The organism is Stenotrophomonas sp. S41 (genome assembly GCF_016624625.1).
Classification (GTDB): domain Bacteria; phylum Pseudomonadota; class Gammaproteobacteria; order Xanthomonadales; family Xanthomonadaceae; genus Stenotrophomonas.
In genome coordinates this window covers 1-207 of sequence record NZ_JACVTV010000249.1, presented here as the reverse complement: position 1 = coordinate 207, position 207 = coordinate 1, and the positions used below count along the sequence as shown (strand labels likewise).

Sequence of the window (207 nt, the reverse complement as noted above, 5' to 3'; positions counted from 1 at the left end):
AGCCTTCCGGCAAGTCCTCACGCAAAGGCGCCTCAAAGGCGTAAGCGTGGCCAGGGCTTGCCGCCACTTCGGCATCAGTCGGCAGGCGTTCTATCAGGCTGGACACCGTCAGCAGCAGCGAGACGCTGCCGATGCCACGGCACTGGCGCTTGTGAACGACTGCCGCGCGCGCCAGCCTCGAGTAGGTACGCGCAAACTGCACCATCT

The 207-nt window shown here is 64.7% G+C and carries 1 protein-coding gene; it reads right to left on the bottom strand.

All coding sequences use genetic code 11. The features are described 5' to 3' along the window. Positions 1 to 207: hypothetical protein (locus IAE56_RS21205; protein ID WP_234456253.1), on the bottom strand; the 207-nt coding region annotated here is incomplete at both ends.